Here is an 18,868-nt window from a genome sequence, read left to right as displayed (position 1 = left end):
TATAAAATAAGACAGGCCGGAAAAATCCGGCCTGTCTTTTATATCATCTCTAATCTTTAAAGTATTTCCAGCAAATGTTTGTATCGGTTTTGCGTAGAATAATAAGAATAGACGAATAATTAGAGCGTTACCTATGATTCAATCAAAACAGGTAGCGCTCTAAAGATCAGCTGCAGCCGCTTGTCGCGCCGCAGGTGTCGCACTTAAGGCAGGTGCCATTGCGAACCATCGTGAAGTTCTGACACTCCGTGCAGCTGTCGCCGGTATAGCCCTGCATCATCGACTTGATGCGACGGTCAGCTTCAAGCTTCTTCGCAGCATTAGCAGTTTCTGCACGGGCAGATGCCGCATCAGACGCCGCCTTATCCGAGAACAGTTCAGTCGCAGCAACATTGTCCTGCTGTGGCGCTGCTGCTGGCTGCTCTTCAAACTCGCGCTTGAATGCAGTTGCACCATCCGTCACGAGACCGACAGTCGCCGGGCGAGGAGACGAAGACTTGAGTGTCGTTACATTCGAAACCGATGGAGACGTTTGTGCCGACCCCTTGGATTCGTTACCCGAAGGGCTGTTTGAAACCAGCGTTGGCTTGTAGCCACGGGTCCAGCCAGTGGAAACGAGGTTGGTCTTGCCTTCCTTGATGCCCTTACCGAGTGCCGTGTTGGAGAAATCGCTCGTATCAACATGAGCGAGATCGTTGCGGCCAAGGTAAGACACTGCCAGTTCGCGGAATACATAGTCGATGATCGACGTTGCCGTCTTGATGGCATCGTTGCCGATAACCATGCCTGCAGGCTCGAACTTCGTGAAGGTGAAAGCCTCGACATATTCTTCGAGCGGCACACCATATTGCAGGCCGAGCGACACAGCGATGGCGAAGTTGTTCATCATCGCACGGAAAGCAGCGCCTTCCTTGTGCATATCGATGAAGATTTCGCCGAGACGACCATCACCAAATTCACCAGTGCGCAGGTAAACCTTGTGGCCACCAACGACTGCCTTCTGCGTGTAACCCTGACGACGGTTCGGCAGTTTTTCGCGCTCGTGAACGATCTTTTCAATGACCTTCTCGACAACGCGTTCAGTAATCTGAACGGCGCGCGCTGCAGCAGGTGCTTCGATCAGCGCTTCGACTGCATCATCTTCGTCTTCATCGTCAGAGATGAGCGACGCATTGAGCGGCTGCGAAAGCTTGGAACCATCGCGATAAAGTGCATTCGCCTTGAGGGCCAGCTTCCAGGAAAGGAGGTAAGCGCTCTTGCAATCTTCAACCGTTGCTTCGTTCGGCATGTTGATCGTCTTGGAGATCGCACCCGAAATAAACGGCTGGGCAGCGGCCATCATGCGGATGTGGCTGTCGACCGAGAGGTAACGCTTGCCGATCTTGCCGCAAGGATTGGCGCAATCGAACACTGCGTAATGCTCTTCCTTCAGGAAAGGCGCACCTTCAAGGGTCATTGCACCGCAAACGTGAACGTTGGCTGCTTCGATGTCCTTCTTGGCAAAGCCAAGTGCTGGCAGCATTTCAAACGAGAAGTCGTTGAGCTGCTCATCGGTAAGCTTCAACACGTCCTTGCAGAAATCTTCGCCCAGCGTCCACTTGTTGAAAGCAAACTTGATGTCGAATGCGCTCTTCAGAGCAGCATTCAGCGCTTCAATCTTCTCATCGGTAAAGCCCTTCGACTTCAGCGATGATGGATTGACGCCTGGAGCCTGATTGATGTTGCCGTGACCGACTGCATAAGCTTCGATCTCAGCGATCTGGCTTTCAGCGTAACCAAGTGTGCGAAGCGCTTCAGGAACTGCGCGGTTGATGATCTTGAAGTAACCACCGCCGGCAAGCTTCTTGAACTTTACCAGCGCGAAATCTGGTTCGATACCGGTTGTGTCGCAATCCATGACAAGGCCGATCGTGCCGGTTGGCGCGATAACGGTTGCCTGCGCATTGCGGTAGCCGTGCTTTTCACCAAGCTCCAGTGCCTTGTCCCATGCAGCGCGTGCGTGGGTAATCATGTCCTGATCTGGGCAATCCTCAGCAATCAGTGCAACCGGATTGACGGCAAGGCCTTCGTAACCTTCGGTTTCGCCATGAGCGGCGCGACGATGGTTGCGGATAACGCGCAGCATATGCTCAGCGTTTGGCTCATAGCTTGGGAACGCGCCAAGTTCATGCGCCATTTCAGCTGACGTGGCATAGGCAACACCGGTCATGATCGCGGTGAGGGCGCCGCCGATGGCGCGACCTTCATCGGAGTCATAAGGAATACCATTGGTCATCAGCAGGCCGCCAATATTGGCATAGCCGAGGCCGAGCGTACGGTATTCGTAGGAGAGACGAGCAATTTCCTTCGAAGGGAACTGCGCCATCATCACCGAGATTTCGAGAACCATCGTCCACAGACGAGCAGTATGCTCATATGCGTTAATGTCGAACGAGCCGTCCTTATTGCGATAGGTCAGCAGGTTGATCGATGCCAAATTACAAGCCGTGTCATCAAGGAACATGTATTCCGAGCACGGATTGGACGCACGGATTGGGCCTGCGGTCGGGCAGGTGTGCCAATCATTCATCGTGGTGTTGAAGTGCAGGCCCGGATCGGCCGAAGCCCAGGCAGCATAACCAATCTTTTCCCAAAGATCGCGCGCCTTGAGCGTCTTCATGACGCGACCATCGCGGCGTGCAGTCAGGTTCCATTCGCCATCTTCTTCAACGGCGCGCAGGAATTCATCCTTGAGCGATACCGAATTGTTCGAATTCTGACCTGCGACTGTCAGATAGGCTTCCGAATCCCAGTCGGTGTCATAGGTCTTGAACTGAATGTCCGTGTAGCCCTGACGTGCGAACTGGATAACACGCTTGATGTAGTTTTCAGGAACCTGATTCTTCTTGGCAGCACGAACTTCGCGCTTGAGGGCAGGGTTCTTTGACGGATCGAAGCAATCATCCCGGGTTTCTGCCGAGCCGGCTTCGCAATTGACGCAAGCCTTCATGATGGCAGCCAGATGCTGCTTGACGATCTTGGAACCGGTTACGAGAGCAGCAACCTTCTGCTCTTCCTTTACCTTCCAGTCGATATATTCTTCGATATCCGGATGATCGACGTCGACGACAACCATCTTGGCCGCGCGACGGGTCGTGCCGCCGGACTTGATCGCACCCGCTGCACGGTCGCCGATCTTGAGGAAGCTCATCAGACCTGACGACTTGCCGCCGCCCGAAAGCTTTTCACCTTCGCCACGCAGATAGGAGAAATTCGAGCCGGTGCCCGAGCCGTATTTAAAAAGTCGTGCTTCACGAACCCAGAGATCCATGATGCCGCCTTCATTGACGAGATCATCGCCAACGGACTGAATGAAGCAGGCATGTGGCTGCGGATGTTCGTAAGCGGACTTTGATTTCGTCAGCTTGCCGGTCTGCCAGTCAACATAGAAGTGGCCCTGACCAGGACCGTCGATACCATAGGCCCAATGCAGGCCGGTGTTGAACCATTGCGGGCTGTTTGGCGCCACGCGCTGCGTCGCCAGCATGTAAGCGAGTTCATCGCGGAAAGCACTCGCATCTTCTTCCGTATCGAAGTAGCCACCCTTCCAGCCCCAATAGGTCCAGGTGCCGGCGAGACGATCAAAAACCTGACGCGCATCCATTTCGGAGCCGAAGCGCTCACCTTCAGGGAGCTTCGCAAGCTTGTCTTCGTCCGCTACCGAACGCCAAAGCCAGGAAGGAACGTCGTTTTCCTCAACCTTCTTGAGATTGGCGGGAACGCCAGCCTTGCGGAAATACTTCTGCGCGAGAATATCAGCAGCAACCTGGCTGAACTGCGCAGGAACATGGATGTTCTCAAGGCGGAACACCACAGAGCCATCGGGATTCTTGATCTCGCTGGTCGCTGTGCGGAATTCAATATCGGCATAGGCCGACTGATTCTCTTTCGTGAAACGGCGTTCGATCTTCATCTGTCCCATCCAAACGTTCTATATATAGTGGCCAGACCGATAAATTTCAGCCTCGGCCTGCCAGCCACGGTACGCATCGCGTCGATTTGTTTCGAACGTCCTCCCAACAGGTGAGAGGGCAATCGTATTGAGAAGCGAACTCCTCGGAAATTCATCTGGCCAAACATCCTCATGAGAGGCGTATCAGCGCTCCGGCCAGTGGCCGAACTTATTCGAAGTCGAGCAAGCTTTCAGATCAGGATTTCCCCATCTGGTATGTTACCATGATTGAAAATACTAAATCTAGTATTAATGCGACGCCGCCATCAATAAATCCAGCTTTCCGTCACACCTAGTCGGCCTGAGTTTCAGACGCAAAAAACCCCGCGCGATACACGTCTTTTCGACGCAACGCCCGCTAGGAATTCAACTAGTTTGAAGAAAAGACCGACTAAATTGACTACGCTCGGCCACGCCACTCACGCAACGACAGGCTCATAAAAAACGACTCGGACATGAGCGTCAAGCATTGGTTTACCATAAGGCCGCAGACGCTAGATATTGTGGGAAAGCTCTGGGGGCAAATGTGGATAACGGGGAGAATGACGGTTATGTGAAAGACAAAAAATTTAGCCGGAAAAACAAAATACAGAACACCGGACACCGCAAAAGCCATTCACGACTGATGCATGACGGTTCAAAAATCGTTTATAAGCAGAAGGTTACTCGGCAGCAATCGCGATAGGCGAGTCGCCAAAGTCGAGAAGAATGCGTTTCAGGTCGACTTCATCCACACGCGCAGCAGCTTCACGGGGTGAGACCCATTCACAAACGCGCTGTTCGCGTTCCGGCCAATCTTTCGCGCGTTCGACAAAGTGCAACGCATAGACTGCAACCGTAAACTGGTTGATGCACTCAGGTGGCAGGTCATTTTTGCAGTAATCAAAGCTGCCGATTGGCTGAGACGATATCTCACCGCGAACGCCAGCTTCTTCATAAGCTTCACGAGCGGCAGTATCTGCAAGCGTGCGACCGACCTGCGGCCATCCCTTTGGGATAATCCAGCGACCCGTTCCACGACTGGTGATCACAAGTATCTGCAATTCATGATCTTCATAGCGGTACACCAGTGCCGCAACTTGTTGCAAACGACCAGAAGGCGTCAAAATACGCTTCTCTGTCGCAACAAATTTTTTGGCCTGTGTTTTCACCGCGAAAGTCCCACCAATTTCCAAACAGAATGGATTGATTCGCCAAAATGACAATGGATTTGTTTAACAGGGCCTCAGAATAAGAAGCTGAAAATGCTTTTATTTTTAAGGTTTTGCTGAAATTAGCAGCCACATCGCTTTAACTCAAAAGCTTGGTGACATGCCTCCATCTCATTTCGGCTGACTTTCAATATAGTGCGATTGCGGCGAATTTACCACCGCAATCGTCTTTCATTTATTTTCGTTTATCCGCGTTTTCCGCCAGCGATCGGTTCCTGATATGTGAAGCCCATATCCCATGGGAAGTAGATCCAGGTGTCCTGAGAGACTTCCGTTACGAATGTATCGACCAGCGGACGGCCTTTTGGCTTTGCATAAACAGTTGCAAAATGTGCCTTTGGCATCATTTCACGAACGATGGCTGCAGTTTTGCCAGTATCGGTCAGATCATCGACCACGATTACGCCTTCGCCGCCATTTTCGAGAAGCGGAGCGCTAATTCCTTTCAGAATTTCCATTTCGCCCTGCGATGTATAATCGTGATAGGACGCAACGCAGACCGTTTCGATGAGGCGGATGCCGAGTTCACGGCAAACAATGGCCGCAGGAACCAGACCACCACGGGTGATTGCAACGATGGCACGCCATTCGCGGTCCATATCTGCAATACGCCAGGCAAGCGCGCGGGCATCACGGTGGAACTGATCCCAGGAAACGGGAAAGGCTTTATCGGGCAACGACATCGAAACGCTCCATGGAGGGTCCGGTCGAGATATGCCGGACCTATCAAACCAAAAATGCGCGATGACGGGTGCCATTCGCGCTGAACTGTTTAGGCTTTCTTTATTCGCGCACAGTGAAGTTTTCACATGCAGCACAATGCAGAAAGGCTTTATCCCGGCACAGTCAGCGCCGGGTGATGCTGATAACCGCAAAAATGCCTATTGTGCAAGAGCGGCGTGAGATCGCACGCCTATAGATCGCTAAATTAGAAGCAAAAAAATGATACGCCGATCAAAATCGGCGTATCAAGCAACTGTTCAGAGCATTTCCAGCAAAAGTGCGAGGCGGTCTTGCGTGGGATAATGCGATAAAACAAAAAAGACCGTTCCAATGATTCAGTATTACAGCATTTCCAGCAAAAGTGTGAAGCGGTTTTGCGTCGGATAATGCGTAAAAACAAACAGTTACAGCGGTTCTAACGATTCATTCTTAACTGGAACCGCTGTAACTGGAACCGCTCTAACGCGAGAAAAGCGTGAGGATAGGGAGGTCATTGAGCATGGCGCGGGTAACACCGCCGAAAACCAGCTCACGGAGCCTTGAGTGGCTATAGGCGCCCATGACCAACAGGTCGGCACGCTGCGCTATGATGTGTTCTCGCAAGACATCCTGCGCATAACGATTATGAGATGCCAGTGGCGTTACGCTTACGGCAAGTCCATGACGAGAAATGGATTCAGCAAGATCGCTACCTGCAAGTGCTTCATCCTCACCTTCGCGCTCAGGCGGATCAATCCAGACAATTTCAGTTCGGCTTGCATTCCTCATCAAAGGAAGCGCGTCGAAAGTGGCGCGTGCCGCCTCGCGTTTGCCATTAAATGCCACAACAATGCGGTCCAACGCTTCCATTGCAATAACGGGTGTGTGCGGAACGAGAAGAACCGGGCAGCTGGAATTAAACACCAGCGTATCCGCCGTTTCGTCATTAGTTGCCGCATCTTCAGGATCTGGCTGCCCAGCCACAAGAAGTTCCGCACCAAGACAGGATGTGAGAACGCCATCAGCTGCCGTTCCGGTTTCCGAACGGGTTATGCGGAACTCATGATTTGCACCCTGACGGCGCATTTCCTCCTCAAAGCGTTCTTGTAGCCTCTCGGAGATTTCCTTGTGCTGCTTGTCGTGCAGCTCAAACATGCCCGGATCGATAAATCCGTTCGGGTCCGCATACACAATAGGAGAGGGAATAGAGTAAAGTCCGATGACGTGAATGTCGGGAAACTTTCGCATCAAAAGCCCAACTGCAGACAGAACCCGCTTCAACTCGGCTTCACTGCGGGAATAGGCTACCACCGTCTTGTAGGACATATCAGATCTCCTTCCGGCTATACTTCTATTTTAGCATATAATGCGATTGCGCGAGCAGGCAAAACCACCCGATTTCAAGCGGCTCCCTGATTTTGCAACGTTGTAATCATCGCTTCGATTGCAGCAACAGCAATATCGATCTTGGCGACATCACTGCCGCGCACCACCAGTTCCGTACTGAACCGGCCATTTTCAAACTTCGGATAAGACCCGATGATCGTTTCAGGATTCTCTTTCTGGATCGCGGTGAGCGGTGCTCCAATGACGCCTTCACCAAACGGGCAGCGCACGGCCTTCGACAAAAGCTTGCGGCCAGTTTTCAAGGTTGGGAGAACATTGTCGAGCATCGCCTGAAACACAGACGGCACGCCAGCCATCACATAGACATTGCCGATATGAAAGCCGGGCGCAGCGGATACCGGATTGTCGATATGTTCCGAGCCCTGCGGCATACGCGCCATGCGCTTGCGTGAGTCCGTAAACTCCAGATCACGCTTGGCGTAATTGTCGCCCAGCAGCTTCATCGCCTTTTCATCATAAATGCATGGCACTTCAAAAGCGCGTGATACGGCGTCTGCAGTGATGTCATCATGGGTTGGACCGATGCCGCCGGAGGTGAATACATAGTCATAGCCCGGCCGCAACGCATTGAGTGCAGAAACGATCGAATCTTCGTCGTCAGGCACAATCCGGACCTCTTTGAGATCAATGCCGGCAGTTGTCAAAACATCAGCTAAATGGCCGATATTCTTGTCTTTCGTTCGTCCTGAGAGAAGTTCATCGCCGATGGCAAGCATTGCAGCCGTAACGGCCTGCTGCGGGGTATTCGTCATGCCCAGACTCCATTCTGTGTATGCACAGTTAATCCCCGGCAGAAGAATGCTGCAACTGGTTTTCTGTGTTTTTCAAACTGGAGACCCCGCATGCGACTGATTGTTTTCACTATAACTTTCATTCTCCGAAATCGTTGCGGGTAATTTGTTGAATATTTTCGGCGGCACTCTCGCGACAATTTCCACTGTCATTAAATCCAGTTGTTAAAACGCTGGAAACAGCTTGAATTTGCTTCACAAATCATGACATAGAATTCCTCAGCTGCGGTCGTGGCGAAATTGGTATACGCAACGGACTTAAAATCCGTCGCCTTTTAGGCTTGCGGGTTCAAGTCCCGCCGACCGCACCACCCATTCTCCTAGATAAAACATTACAATTTTACTCAAGTTTATCGTTTCAAGCTTGTTTGCGCTCTCAAAGCCATGTAGCCATGCGCAAATATTGTTATGAATGCAGAAAGCTGACCGATGAACGCCTTCGTTAAAGCCGTAGCTCAAGCTGAAACTGCCATGCGCGCGCTCTTTCCAGAGACGCCCTTGCAGCTCAATGACTATCTTTCACGGAAATACGGCGCGGAAATTTGGCTCAAACGCGAAGATCTGACACCAGTTCGCTCTTATAAAATACGTGGCGCCTTCAACTTCATTTCGCGCGCGGTAAAAACTGCTGACGAAAATGCGGTCTTCGTTTGCGCATCGGCTGGCAATCACGCGCAGGGTTTTGCCTTCGCCTGTCGCCACTTTGGTCGCAAGGGCGTGGTGTTCATGCCTGTAACAACGCCACAGCAAAAAATCGACAAGACCCGTGCTTTCGGTGCGGAATTTATCGAAATCAAGCTCGTCGGCGATATTTTCGATGTTTGCTATGCTGCATCGCAAGAATATGCAGAGGCAAATAAAGGCGTGATGGTGCCGCCATTTGACCATGCAGGCATCATCGAAGGGCAGGCGACTGTTGCGCTCGAAATCGAACGACAGCTGCCGGATGGCAAGAAGCCGGATTTTGTCTTCCTTCCAGTTGGCGGTGGCGGCCTTTCGGGCGGCGTGACACAATATTTCACTGCTCTGGGCTGGAAGACTGCCTATCGCTTCATTGAGCCACAGGGCGCTGCAAGCCTCAAGGGCAGCCTTGAAGCAGGCAAACGTATCAAACTTAGCCAAGTCGATAATTTTGTCGATGGCGCAGCCGTCGCAGAGATCGGCAAGGAAAACTTCAAGCTTCTCAAAGGCTTCGACAAAAATATTGTCATCACGGTTCCGGAAAATCGCCTCTGTTCAACCATCGTCGAGATGCTGAATATTGAGGGCGTCGTCCTTGAGCCTGCCGGTGCGCTCGGCATTGATGCGCTCAAGGATTTCAAGAAAAGCGAACTCAAAGGCAAGCGCATTGTCATCGTCGTATCCGGCGGCAATTTCGATTTTGAGCGTCTGCCAGACGTGAAGGAACGCGCGCTTCGCTATGAAGGTCTCAAGAAATATTTCATCTTCCGCTTCCCGCAGCGTCCCGGTGCGCTACGCTCATTCCTTGATCTGCTCGGTCCGGAAGATGACGTTGCACGCTTTGAATATCTGAAGAAATCTGCACGCAATTTCGGTTCTGTGCTGATCGGTATTGAAACCAAGGACGCTGCAAACTTCAAAATTCTCGAAAAGAAATTTGCGGAAGCAGGCTGGGCTTATCAGGATATTACCGACAATCAGGTGCTGGCAGATTTCATCATCTGATTGAACTAAAGGCAAAATTCATTTGCTTTTTGGGGCATAATACCCCATATGGCGGCTTAGGCGCATGGGCTGAACAATTTCAGCCTTCCCGGAATCGGACTTGTTGCGTCTCGCCTCTTGCAGTCAGAATGGTCTGATAGCAGGGGAGACCCGACTGGTTTCGGGCACGGCAGCGCAAGTCGACCGGAGTATTCCGGCGTCCCGTCGTACATCCAAGATATTCCCGTTCGGCAAGTTGCGCTTGTCCGAAGTTTTAAAGCGGACCGCAACTTTGCGGTGCCGCCGAAAGAGTTTAAATTGACTACTGAAAACACCGGCGGCTTTGCCGCTCTTGGCGTTACCGGCGTGTTGCTCAAAGGCGTTGAAGCTGCTGGCATGACCGAGCCAAAGCCGATCCAGACACAGGCTATTCCGCACCAGCTGGAAGGTCGCGACATTCTGGGTATCGCACAGACCGGCTCTGGCAAAACCGCTGCATTCAGCTTGCCGATCCTGCAGAAAATCATCGCACTTGGTGACAAGCGCAAGGGCAAGACCGCACGCGCGCTGATCCTCGCACCAACTCGCGAATTGGCCGTGCAGATTGAAGAAACAATCCGCACTGTCGCCAAGCAGGCCCATATCTCCACCGCACTTGTTCTCGGCGGCGTGTCACGCCTGAGCCAGATCAAGCGTATGCAGGGTGGCGTGGACGTTCTTATTGCAACGCCGGGTCGTCTGACCGATCTGGTCCGCGAAAACTGCGTCGATCTGTCGGAAACCCGCTGGCTGGTTCTCGATGAAGCTGACCGTATGCTCGACATGGGCTTCATCAACGATGTGAAGCGCATTGCCAAGGGCACGCACAAGAACCGTCAGACAGCACTTTTCTCGGCAACCATGCCAAAGGAAATCGCTGCACTCGCTCAGAGCCTGCTGCGCGATCCAATTCGCGTTGAAGTTGCTCCACAGGGTACGACAGCTGCTGAAATCACGCAGGTCGTGCATCCTGTTCCAACCAAGGAAAAACGCCGTCTGCTTTCCGGACTTCTGGGCGACAAGGGCATGAAGTCGGTCATCGTCTTCACCCGCACCAAGCATGGTGCAGATGCGGTTGTGCGTCATCTCGAACGTGATGGCTTCGACGTTGCTGCGATCCACGGCAATAAATCCCAGAATGCCCGTCAGCGCGCGCTGAACGGCTTCCGTGATGGCACATTGCGCATTCTGGTTGCGACCGACATCGCCGCACGCGGTATTGACGTTCCGGGCATCAGCCACGTCGTCAACTACGATCTGCCGGATGAGCCTGAAACCTACGTACACCGTATTGGCCGTACCGGTCGTAACGGCGCAAGCGGTGCTTCGATCACGCTTTACGATGCAGCAACAGAAGATTCGAAGCTGCGCGCGGTTGAACGCGTTACGCGTAACAAGCTGACCATCAAGGAAGCTCCGGTTAAGCTTGCACCAGCACCGGCTCCAAAGTTCGATGATGCAGAAGACCGGCCACGTTCGGACCGCAAGCCAGGTTCGCACTCTGTGCCGCAGAAGCATCGCCGTCCTGCAAACAAGATGGCAAAGTCTGGCGAACATCGTTCGGGCCAGACTTCCCAAGGTTCAAAGCCTGCAGGTGCAGAAGGCGCAGCAAAGCCAAAGCGTCCATTCCATCGCAAACGTCGTCCAGGTGGCGGCGGTGGCGGCCAACGCGCTGCTTAATCGCAGCACTACTTTTTCTAAAAGCCGCCCTTAACGGGGCGGTTTTTTCGTTTTAGCTGGATTGGTGAGTTAGTCCTTGCAATTTCAATTGGAAAATTATTCCCCGCTTGCTTGAAGAACGTCGTGCTTCCACATAGTTTCCTGTCAACCAGAAGGAACGGAAGCCATGCTCAATTCGGCACTCGATGCTATCGGCAATACACCACTGATCCGCTTGAAAAAGGCTTCTGAAATCACTGGTTGCGAAATCTACGGCAAGGCCGAATTTCTCAATCCCGGACAGTCGGTCAAGGACCGCGCAGCGCTTTACATCATCCGTGATGCCGAAAAACGCGGACTGCTCAAGCCCGGCGGCGTTATCGTTGAAGGTACAGCAGGAAACACCGGCATCGGTCTTACTTTTGTTGCCAAGGCGCTTGGCTATCGCACCGTTATTGTTATTCCGGAAACCCAAAGCCAGGAAAAGAAGGATGCACTGCGCCTTCTAGGTGCTGAACTGATTGAGGTTCCTGCCGCGCCTTATCGCAATCCGAACAATTATGTGCGTCTTTCCGGGCGTCTGGCCGAGCAACTCGCCAAAACCGAACCCAATGGCGCAATCTGGGCCAATCAGTTCGATAATGTTGCCAATCGCATCGCACATATTGAAACGACAGCGCAGGAAATCTGGCGTGATACCAATGGCAAGGTCGATGGCTTCGTTTCGGCTGTAGGTTCAGGTGGCACACTTGCAGGCACTGCATTCGGCCTCAAGGATAAGAATGCGGATATCAAGATCGCTCTCGCTGATCCGCATGGTGCAGCGCTTTATTCCTTCTACACCACGGGCGAATTGAAATCAGAAGGTGATTCCATCACTGAAGGCATCGGGCAGGGGCGCATCACGGCCAATCTCGAAGGTTTCATACCCGATTTTTCCTACCGTGTTGGCGATGCTGATGCGCTCGATATTCTGTTTGATCTGGTGCAGGAGGAAGGACTTTGCTTGGGCGGTTCTTCGGGCATCAATATTGCCGGTGCAATCCGCCTTGCAAAAGATCTCGGGCCGGGCCACACAATCGTGACCGTGCTTTGCGACTATGGTAATCGTTACCAGTCCAAGCTGTTCAACCCTGCTTTCCTGCGCGGCAAAGATCTGCCTGTGCCGGGTTGGTTGGAAACGAAAACTGATGTTCACATACCGTACGAGGGATAATCATGGCATACGAGACTGAAGCTCTGTTCCGCGAAGATGCATATCTTTCAACCGCGGAGGGTTCGGTCATTGCCCTGACAGATACCGGCGGGATTATTCTTAATCAGACAAATTTTTATGCCACTTCCGGCGGTCAGCCGGGAGATACCGGCTTTTTTGAGCGTGCCGATGGCTCACGTATTGAAATTGCTGCAACCGTGACCGGTGAAAGCAAAAATGAAATCGTCCATGTGCCTGCCGAAGGGCAGGCGCTCCCTGCTATTGGTGAGAAGCTGGTTCTGCATATCAATTGGGAGCGCCGCTACAAGCTGATGCGTATGCATACAGCCTGCCATCTTCTTTCTGTCGCTTGCCCGTTTCCAATCACCGGTGCTGCGGTTGGTGAAGAGGAAAGCCGTGTCGATTTCGATCTTCCTGATGCGAGCTACACCAAGGAATCCGTTACCGAAAAACTCATGGAAATGGTGAAAGCCAATGATCCAGTTACGCTTCGCTGGATCAGCGACGAAGAGTTTCTGGCCAATCCGGATATTGTGAAGTCGAAGAACGTGCGCCCACCTGTGGGTGCAGGCCGTCTTCGTCTGGTGGTTATCGGCGAAAATGGTTCGGTGGATTCGCAACCTTGCGGCGGAACACACGTTTCTGAAACGCAGGAAGTGGGTGAAATCCACATCGGCAAAATCGAAAAGAAGGGCAAGGAAAACCGCCGCTTCCGCATTCGATTTGGCAATGCACCATTAGTTTAAGTTCAGGAGCAATCATGTCCGACAAAAGCGCATTTGTTATCTCCCGCGATGATCTGAAAGCTCGTCTGGGCGAGCCGGGTCTCGCAATCGTGGATGCATCCTGGTATTTGCCCGCAGCCGGTCGCAATGGGCGCGATGAATATGATGCAGCACACATTCCGGGCGCAGTTTTCTTTGATCAGGATGTGATTGCAGACAAGGATTCGGGTCTCCCGCATACTTTGCCATCGCCGGAGCTTTTTGCGCGCCATGTAGGTGCAATGGGCATTACGGCGGATGAAACCATTGCGGTCTATGACGGCCCCGGCATGTTTTCCGCACCGCGTGTCTGGTGGATGTTCCGCGTGATGGGTGTGAAGAACGTTCTGGTTCTCGATGGCGGTTTTGATGGTTGGAAGGCAGCAAACTTCCCCGTCACGGATGAAGTCACAAAAATTGCTGCAACACTTTTCACGCCTTCATTCAATGCGTCAAAGGTCGTTGATTTTGCCGAAATGAGCAAAATCGTGGATGGACGCAGCTCTCAGATTGCTGATGCGCGTGCCGCAGGCCGTTTCACAGGCCGCGATGCAGAACCGCGTGAAGGTATGCGTTCCGGCCACATGCCGGGCGCTCGCAACGTTCCGGTCGGTTCCCTGTCTGAAAACGGTCAGCTGAAAAGCCTCGACAGCCTTCGCGAAATCTTCGCCAGTGCCGGTGTAGACCTCAATAAACCAGTCGTCACCAGCTGCGGTTCCGGCGTGACCGCTGCCGTTATCACCCTGGCATTGACCTCGCTTGGCCATGAAGACAATCGGCTTTATGATGGCTCATGGAGTGAATGGGGCAGCAGGCAGGATACGCCTGTAGTGACCGGCGAAGCAGAATAAGCATGACTGAAAAAATGATGGCCAGAGTGACCCATCTGGAAATGACAGCGCGTCCTGCGCTGTCGGTTCCGGTTCCCTCCAGCCTGCGCCTTGCCATAATGCGCTCGACCGAAATGCCGGTGCATTTCTATCGCTATCTCTACGAACAGGTTGGACGCCAGCATCACTGGATGATGCGTCGCGTGCAGAGCGATGCGGAAGTGGCCGAGGCTATTCACGCTGAAACTGCCGAGATTCACGTTCTTTACGCTGACGGCAACCCGGCTGGCCTTCTCGAACTGGATTTGTCTGCATTACCTGAAACGGCTGAAATTCTCTATTTCGGCTTGGTTCCCGACTATCAGGGCAGGGGATTGGGTAAGTTCTTCCTCAATGAAGCAATTTCCACGGCCTGGTCCCATAGCCCGCAGAAAGTGGCTATCCACACCAACACGCTCGATAGCCCGCGTGCATTACAGCTTTATCAAAGGATGGGATTTGTGCCTGTCGGCTGGTCCGAAGAAGAAGTCACGCCCTGGGACTAAATTATCCGCGCGCGACTTCGCGTCCGTTGGTGATCGAAACGACGGACGCACTCGTAATACGACCGCTTTCTTCATCAAAGACGACGCAATTTCGACCGCGCTGCTTGGCCATATAAAGGCAACGATCAGCGCGGCTTAACACCTGCGAGTTGGTTTCATTCTTCGGTGCAGACGCCACACCGATACTGATCGTCAGTGGATACACCTGATATTCAGTAGCGTGGAATGGTGTGTTCTCTACTTCCGCGCGTATTCTCTGTGCGACACGAATACCGGTTTCCCCCGTTGCACCCGGAAGAAAAACGCAGAATTCTTCGCCGCCAATACGCCCTACGAGATCGCCTTTACGCGTCACATTCTGCAGTGCAAAAGCAATCAGCTTGAGTGCGCGATCACCAACGCTATGCCCAAACGTATCATTGATCGCTTTGAAGTGATCGGCATCAATAACGAGAAGCGTCCCGCTTTCAATACGTGAACGGCTGATCTTCATCGCATCAAACAATGCTTCGCGGTTGAGCAGCCCGGTCATGTGATCGACGCGCGAGCGCGCCTGCAGCTCACTATGCGCTTTTTCAAGCTGCGTATAGGCTTCACCAAGTTTGCTATGCTGCAGAAAAATATAGAGAAGTGAAGGGAAGGCCGTGGCCAATGGGATAGCGGCGCTAAGGCTGATAGCAATAACGCCCGGCATCGATCCGGAAAAGAATCCGACGGCTAAACTGGAGCCAACGGAAAACAGCACAACAGACAACGTTATCAACGCTGCCTTCCATAAAGCTGCCTTCATGCCGATGAACTCCCCCAAACCCCGATGAAGATGTTTTTAGGTGCCTGTCTCTGAACCCTCTGTGAACAGGCCTGATCGCCGTGGGCCTTATAGGCCGAACATTTTAGCGATTAAAGGCATGTTCCTGCACTTATGCAATTTTTTATATATGCGTGCTATTATTGACACAATCTAAAGTAGTGCAGCCAAAATATATTACTCATAGATTAGCTCTACGACAACTATCTTTAAAAGAAATAACACTCGATGAAATTTTTAACACGTTACTAATTTACGATGTTGGCGATCAATAACGTAAAACAACTGAAGGACGCCTTTTGGGCGTCCTTCAGCTTTGAAATCTTGATATCGCGGGCGATTAGAAGACTGCCAGGTACTTCAGAAGCGATATGATACCGATAATAATGACGATTATCTGGGCAATCTGTTTCACTTTCCCATCAAGCGGCAGCATGTTGATAAGGTAAAGAACGAGGAAGATAACCAGAATTGTTATCAGCAGACTAATGAGGATAGACATAGGCAGTCGGACCCTTCCCGGAACGGCTGTTATTTGTGTCACTCGGCGGCTGTTCCATCGCTGCACCGAATTCAGTCTTCAAAACCTTGGGAAGCACGGCTCGATAAAGCCAGAGACTGTCCCCGATCTCCATCGTTTCTTTGCAGAAATGATGTGCCGGTTAACGTTCCAATGAGAATAAGGTTCCACTTAATTGCAAAGCAAAACGGCGGCTTCCGCCGCCGTTTCATACATCCAATTTCAAGCAAGCCACTATTTCAGCATCGAGCCTGTCTGTTTGCGGCGGCTATGCCAGCTGAATGCTTCTTCCAGCAGGTGAGGGGTGTGACCTCCGCGCTCACAGGCACGTCCAAAATAGTCATTCAACTGATCCCGGTAATCCGGATGCGCACAATTGTTGATAATCAGGCTTGCGCGCTCACGCGGCGCAAGGCCGCGCAAATCGGCGAGGCCTTGTTCAGTGACCAGAATATCAACATCGTGCTCAGTATGATCAACATGCGTCACCATCGGCACGATTGACGATATGGCACCGTTTTTGGCTTCGGACTTGCTCACGAAGATCGAGATATAGGCGTTGCGCGCAAAATCACCGGAACCGCCAATACCGTTCATCATATGGGTGCCATCGACATGGGTCGAATTCACGTTGCCGTAAATGTCGAACTCAAGGGCGGTATTGATGCCAATAATGCCCAGACGACGAATGACCTCCGGATGATTGCTGATCTCCTGCGGACGCAGGATCAGCTTGTCACGATAGCGGTCGATATTGTTGAAAACGCGCTCGCCGCAGGTAGGACTGAGTGTGATAGACGAGCCGGATGCATAATCAAGCTTGCCCGCATCGAACAGATCGAAGGTGCTGTCCTGCAGCACTTCGCTATACATGCGAAGATTATGGAACGGGCTTTCGGCAAAACCGTTCAGAACTGCATTTGCAATAGTGCCAATACCAGCTTGCAGCGGGTTAAGCGTCAGATCGAGACGACCAGCCTCGACCTCATTCAACAGGAACTTGATAAGGTGCGACGCAATCGCAACGGTTTCGCCATCAGCAGGTTCGACCGTTGAGGCGCTGTCGTTCTCATGCGTAATAACAATGCCGGCGATTTTTTCAGGTGGAATCGGAATATAGGGCAGGCCGACACGGCTGTCGCAAGCCGTCACCGGGATTGGATCACGGGAAGGGCGCTTGGTTGGAATATAGATGTCGTGAAGCCCTTCCAGCGCCAATGGCTGGTTCAGGTTGACCTCGACAATGACCTTCTCGGCCAGAATTGCGAAGCTCGCTGAATTTCCAATCGACGTTGTCGGGATAATGCCGCCATTCTCTGTGATGGCCAGCGCTTCGACCACAGCATAATCGATAGGGCCGATCTGGTTGGAGCGCAGCTGTTCGACAGTCTCGGACAGGTGTTGATCAATGAACATGACTTCGCCGCGGTTGATCGCTGCACGCAATGTGCGATCCACCTGAAAAGGCATACGGCGCGCCAGAACATGCGCTTCAGTCAGCAGCTTATCGACATCATGGCCAAGGGAGGCACCGGTAATCAGCGTAATCTGAAATGGATCAGCGGCAGCGCGTGCAGCCATTGCGAGTGGGACAGCTTTCGCATCGCCAGCGCGGGTAAATCCACTCATGCCGACAATCATGCCATCTTTGATCAGGCTTGCTGCTTCTTCCGCAGTGTTGATCTTATCACGCAGAGACGTGTTCCTGATACGTGCTTCCAACATGGTATCTACCTTCCTTGCAGACCGGCTTTAGGCCGGAAACAACGCTCTCCGGTACGCGAAGCGCTTAGGCTGACGATCGGAGTCGGCGCATGGAGGTAATAGCCTAAGCAGACAACTATTACACGCATGCTTTGGTCTTAGATTGGGATCCTAGATCGACAATCAGCAGCTACATTGAAATGGAGCATCAGGGAAATGATTACAATCAAACGGAAACAGTTCCCATCCCGATAAAAACAGCATAAATGTAGATGTGTTGGCACCGTCCTTCTCACAAAAACACTGAAGCGCATTTCTTTCAGAAGCACCGTCTGGCTGAAGATTGAGCCTTCGCAAACAGAGGTTATGCGATGAACGATATCGCTAATCAGAATGTCGGTTTCGGACGAATTGCGGCTATGATTCCTGTCAAAGACATGGCCCGAGCCTATCATTTTTACGGTGAAATTCTTGGTTTCGAAAAAGTCTTCGAAAACGGAAATCCTGTTGGCTTTATGATCCTCCGAAATGAGAAAGGTGAACTGCATCTTTCACTGCAGAAAGATCACAAAGCTGCAAACTTCAACATTGCACATATGCTGGTCGATAATGTTGATGCTCTGCACAACATCTGCAAACAGAACGGTATGCGGATCATAAAAGGCTTGCAGGACAAGGATTACGGCTTGCGGGCTTTTGTGTTTGAAGATCCGGACGGTAATCGTATCGATGTCGGGCAGAAGATCTAAAGCTTAGGCTAAAACCGGATGAGCACTGTTTCATCCGGTTTCGTTTATGAGCCAGCGTTAAACATCGGTTGGCTCTTCAAAAGAGAGCAGGCGTCGCAGTCGTCAGTCGGTTACAGCACGCACAAACGGACCCAACCCAATGTGAGGTCATGCTGAAGCGCGACTTTTGCCGTTTGAGCTTACGCATAACGATGTCTGTTTGCGACTAATTTTTGCCGAAAGACTTCTGCAGGCGTTTTGTACCCCAGACATTTGCGTGGCGTATTG

14 protein-coding genes, 1 tRNA gene and 1 pseudogene are annotated in these 18,868 nt (G+C 52.1%); 8 read left to right on the top strand and 8 right to left on the bottom strand.

The features are described from left to right. Positions 1-166: 166 nt before the first annotated feature. The 5 genes from QSJ70_RS23220 to QSJ70_RS23200 form a co-directional block, all read right to left on the bottom strand. On the bottom strand, positions 167-3,952 hold the full coding sequence (locus tag QSJ70_RS23220; protein WP_215776396.1) for a vitamin B12-dependent ribonucleotide reductase: 3,786 nt from the start codon (positions 3,950-3,952) through the stop codon (positions 167-169). 701 nt (positions 3,953-4,653) lie between these two features. After that, positions 4,654-5,142: an NUDIX hydrolase gene (locus QSJ70_RS23215; RefSeq protein ID WP_285540042.1), complete on the bottom strand. Its 489-nt coding sequence runs from the start codon at positions 5,140-5,142 to the stop codon at positions 4,654-4,656. A 245-nt stretch (positions 5,143-5,387) separates the two neighbouring features. Continuing rightward, the gene (gene gpt / locus QSJ70_RS23210; protein WP_007875001.1) at positions 5,388-5,885 is read right to left on the bottom strand and encodes a xanthine phosphoribosyltransferase; all 498 of its coding nucleotides are present in this window, start codon (positions 5,883-5,885) and stop codon (positions 5,388-5,390) included. A gap of 499 nt (positions 5,886-6,384) precedes the next feature. Further along, complete coding sequence (locus QSJ70_RS23205; RefSeq protein ID WP_105518531.1) at positions 6,385-7,230, bottom strand: universal stress protein; 846 nt, start codon at positions 7,228-7,230, stop codon at positions 6,385-6,387. A 74-nt stretch (positions 7,231-7,304) separates the two neighbouring features. Continuing rightward, positions 7,305-8,063: a competence/damage-inducible protein A gene (locus QSJ70_RS23200; RefSeq protein WP_215776397.1), complete on the bottom strand. Its 759-nt coding sequence runs from the start codon at positions 8,061-8,063 to the stop codon at positions 7,305-7,307. 264 nt (positions 8,064-8,327) lie between these two features. Between QSJ70_RS23200 and QSJ70_RS23195 the strand changes: the two genes are divergently transcribed. The 7 genes and pseudogenes from QSJ70_RS23195 to QSJ70_RS23165 all read left to right on the top strand — a co-directional run bounded on the left by QSJ70_RS23195 (position 8,328) and on the right by QSJ70_RS23165 (position 14,820). Continuing rightward, positions 8,328-8,413, top strand: a tRNA-Leu gene (locus QSJ70_RS23195). Between the two features lie 118 nt (positions 8,414-8,531). Then, complete coding sequence (gene ilvA / locus QSJ70_RS23190; protein WP_007875007.1) at positions 8,532-9,788, top strand: threonine ammonia-lyase IlvA; 1,257 nt, start codon at positions 8,532-8,534, stop codon at positions 9,786-9,788. A 69-nt stretch (positions 9,789-9,857) separates the two neighbouring features. After that, positions 9,858-11,486, top strand: a pseudogene (locus QSJ70_RS23185) (DEAD/DEAH box helicase). Between the two features lie 166 nt (positions 11,487-11,652). Next, positions 11,653-12,681, top strand: coding sequence for a cysteine synthase A (locus tag QSJ70_RS23180; RefSeq protein WP_215776471.1), 1,029 nt, complete (start codon positions 11,653-11,655; stop codon positions 12,679-12,681). A gap of 2 nt (positions 12,682-12,683) precedes the next feature. Then, positions 12,684-13,427: an alanyl-tRNA editing protein gene (locus QSJ70_RS23175; protein WP_064320629.1), complete on the top strand. Its 744-nt coding sequence runs from the start codon at positions 12,684-12,686 to the stop codon at positions 13,425-13,427. Positions 13,428-13,441: 14 nt separating this feature from the next. Next, entirely contained in the window at positions 13,442-14,296 is an 855-nt protein-coding gene (sseA, locus tag QSJ70_RS23170; protein ID WP_285540037.1) for a 3-mercaptopyruvate sulfurtransferase, read from the top strand. Between the two features lie 2 nt (positions 14,297-14,298). After that, entirely contained in the window at positions 14,299-14,820 is a 522-nt protein-coding gene (locus QSJ70_RS23165; protein WP_112812765.1) for a GNAT family N-acetyltransferase, read from the top strand. Between the two features lies 1 nt (position 14,821). Here QSJ70_RS23165 and QSJ70_RS23160 read toward each other — a convergent pair whose 3' ends face one another. The 3 genes from QSJ70_RS23160 to scpC all read right to left on the bottom strand — a co-directional run bounded on the left by QSJ70_RS23160 (position 14,822) and on the right by scpC (position 17,873). Beyond that, positions 14,822-15,610: a GGDEF domain-containing protein gene (locus QSJ70_RS23160; protein WP_007875013.1), complete on the bottom strand. Its 789-nt coding sequence runs from the start codon at positions 15,608-15,610 to the stop codon at positions 14,822-14,824. A 358-nt stretch (positions 15,611-15,968) separates the two neighbouring features. Further along, entirely contained in the window at positions 15,969-16,130 is a 162-nt protein-coding gene (locus QSJ70_RS23155; RefSeq protein ID WP_007875014.1) for a Thivi_2564 family membrane protein, read from the bottom strand. 252 nt (positions 16,131-16,382) lie between these two features. After that, entirely contained in the window at positions 16,383-17,873 is a 1,491-nt protein-coding gene (scpC, locus tag QSJ70_RS23150) for a succinyl-CoA:acetate CoA-transferase ScpC (protein WP_285540034.1), read from the bottom strand. A 350-nt stretch (positions 17,874-18,223) separates the two neighbouring features. On the opposite strand from scpC, the gene QSJ70_RS23145 reads away from it, so the two are divergent. Beyond that, positions 18,224-18,601 carry a VOC family protein gene (locus QSJ70_RS23145; RefSeq protein ID WP_215776475.1) on the top strand — a complete coding sequence of 126 codons (378 nt, stop codon included), beginning with the start codon at positions 18,224-18,226 and terminating at the stop codon, positions 18,599-18,601. Positions 18,602-18,868: the final 267 nt, after the last annotated feature.

This window comes from Brucella sp. NBRC 12950, from assembly GCF_030268145.1.
In the GTDB taxonomy this organism is placed as follows: domain Bacteria; phylum Pseudomonadota; class Alphaproteobacteria; order Rhizobiales; family Rhizobiaceae; genus Brucella.
This window is presented reverse-complemented; position numbering and strand designations above follow the sequence as displayed.